This window comes from Algihabitans albus (assembly GCF_003572205.1).
Classification (GTDB): domain Bacteria; phylum Pseudomonadota; class Alphaproteobacteria; order Kiloniellales; family DSM-21159; genus Algihabitans; species Algihabitans albus.
On the sequence record NZ_QXNY01000015.1, the window covers coordinates 1 to 2,092 of the forward strand.

At 62.2% G+C, this 2,092-nt stretch carries 2 protein-coding genes; both read left to right on the forward strand.

Features of this window, described 5'->3' with window-relative positions; translation table 11 throughout:
• Positions 1 to 133 precede the first annotated feature (133 nt).
• Positions 134 to 784, forward strand: a complete 651-nt coding sequence (locus DBZ32_RS21940; protein WP_162906923.1) for a fused MFS/spermidine synthase — start codon at positions 134 to 136, stop codon at positions 782 to 784.
• 220 nt (positions 785 to 1,004) lie between these two features.
• Positions 1,005 to 2,092, forward strand: a 1,088-nt coding sequence (locus tag DBZ32_RS21945; protein WP_162906924.1) for a HAMP domain-containing protein, incomplete at its 3' end; no start/stop codon positions are given.

A 2,092-nucleotide genomic window follows, 5' to 3' on the forward strand; every position in this document is an offset into this window, starting at 1 on the left:
ACGATCTCCGATGAAGACGAAGGCCTTCGTCGGCGTCGTGCTGTCGCCACTGTTCTCGATCGCTGCCGGGAGCATCCCGGCGTCATCGAATTCAGGCTTGCGCGCCAGCTTGCGGTAACGGGTGAAGGTGTCGTTGGCGCTGTTCATTGGCGGCGGTGCCTACACCCTGCCGCGTGCCTGGCAGGCGAAGTATCCCGCCGCGCGTCAGGTTGTCGTGGAGATCGACCCGGCGGTGACGGCCGTCGCCCAAGCGCACTTCTGGTTCGACCCCGCGGGCATCGAGCTGCGTCACGAGGACGGCCGTCTGGCCTTGACCAGGATGCCGCCGGACCGGCGCTTCGACGTCATCGTCGGCGATGCCTTCCACGACTTCTCCGCGCCGCCGCATCTGGTGACGCAGGAGTTTGCCCAGCTACTGCATCGGCGGCTGGCACCCGGCGGGTTCTATGCCCAGAACCTGATCGACAGTTCCGAGGATCCGCGGTTTCTCTACGCTTTCGTCGCCACCTTCCGGCGGGTCTTCGGCCATGTCGAGGTTTGGGTCGATCTCGATCAGCTCGGCTCTGGTGCGCGCAGTACCTTTCTCGTGGTCGCGGGCGATGCTGCCAGCCGGCGCCCGCAGCTCGCTTCGGCGCGGCATCGCTGGGTGATCTGGCCGGCCGAAATCCTGAATCCGCGTTTGGCGGCGGCCGATGTACCGGTCTTGACGGACGACTTCGCGCCGGTCGGGCGCCTGATGCCGCAATGGGGTCACGAGGCGTGTCCGCTCCGCTCACCGTCCTGAATAGAAAAGCTGGAGAATAATAAATCTTCTGATAGTATTCGAAGACTTGTATTCCTCAGTTTGAAATCTACCTGCGAATAATATTTATAAGATGCACAAGTTTTCATCAGTGTTCAAATGACAATTAAGCCTTGATTAAACGCGGTCGTCAATAGTGGCGCCTGAATGGTCGAGGTGATGAAGGAGAGCGTTGCCTGGCCGATTGGAGGACCAGGCTGCGATGACCTTCTTGAACGACATCCGCATTACGACGAAGACTTTCGGGGGCTTCGGTGCGGTGCTGCTGCTGCTGCTGCTGATCGGCGGCGGTGCGATCTTCGCGCTGAGCAGCGCCAACGACACCTTCACCCGTTACCGCGAGCTGGCGCGCCAGTCGAACGCCTTCGCGATCGTGACCAAGGGTATGATGGAAACGCGGATCGCCGTGAAGGACTTTCTGATCCGCGGCGACCGAGCCAGTTTCGACCGCGTGCTCTCCGCTCAGACGGGGACTATCGATGCCGCAGAGGCCGCGCTGGAGTTGGTGCGCCTGCCAGAGCGACGCGAAATTCTCGTGAACGTCGAGACAGGCGTAACCGACTATGAGACCAAGTTCGAGACCGTCGTGGAGTATCAGGCCAAGCGTGACGAACTGGTGAAAGGGACACTGGACGTACTCGGGCCGGAGATGCGCAAGAAGCTGACGCAGGTGATGGAAAGCGCCTACCGCGACAACGACATCGCGGCCGCCTTCTATGCGGGCTCCTCGCAGGAGCATTTGCTGCTGGCCCGCCTCTATGTCTCGAAGTTCCTGATCACCAACGGCGCCGGCGACTACGAGCGGGCGCTCGAAGAGTTCGATGTGCTGGACGATAGTCTGGCCAAGCTTATGGCCGAACTGCAGAATCCGACGCGCCGCCGCCTAACTTCCGCGGTGATTGAGGAAATAGAGACCTACCGTACAACCTTCGCGCAGGTGCACGACATCATCGTGGATCGCAATGCGGTCGTCACCGGGCAGCTCGACGTCATCGGTCCCCAGGTCATGGAGGCGGCGGCGGAGTTGAGCGGGCTGGCCAAGGCCGAACAGGACAAGGTCGGTCCACGGGCTTCCGCCTTCATGCAAAAGGTCGTGGTGATTGTGATGGCTTCGGTCGCCGTTTCGCTGCTGCTGGGTGCCGCGGCCGCTTGGTTCATCGGGACCGGTATCGCCCGGCCGATCGGCGCCATGGCCGGAGCCATGCGGCGCCTGGCGGACGCTGACAAGACGGTGGAGATCCCCGGTGTCGGCCAGAATGACGAGATCGGGGAGATGGCGGAGGCCGTCCA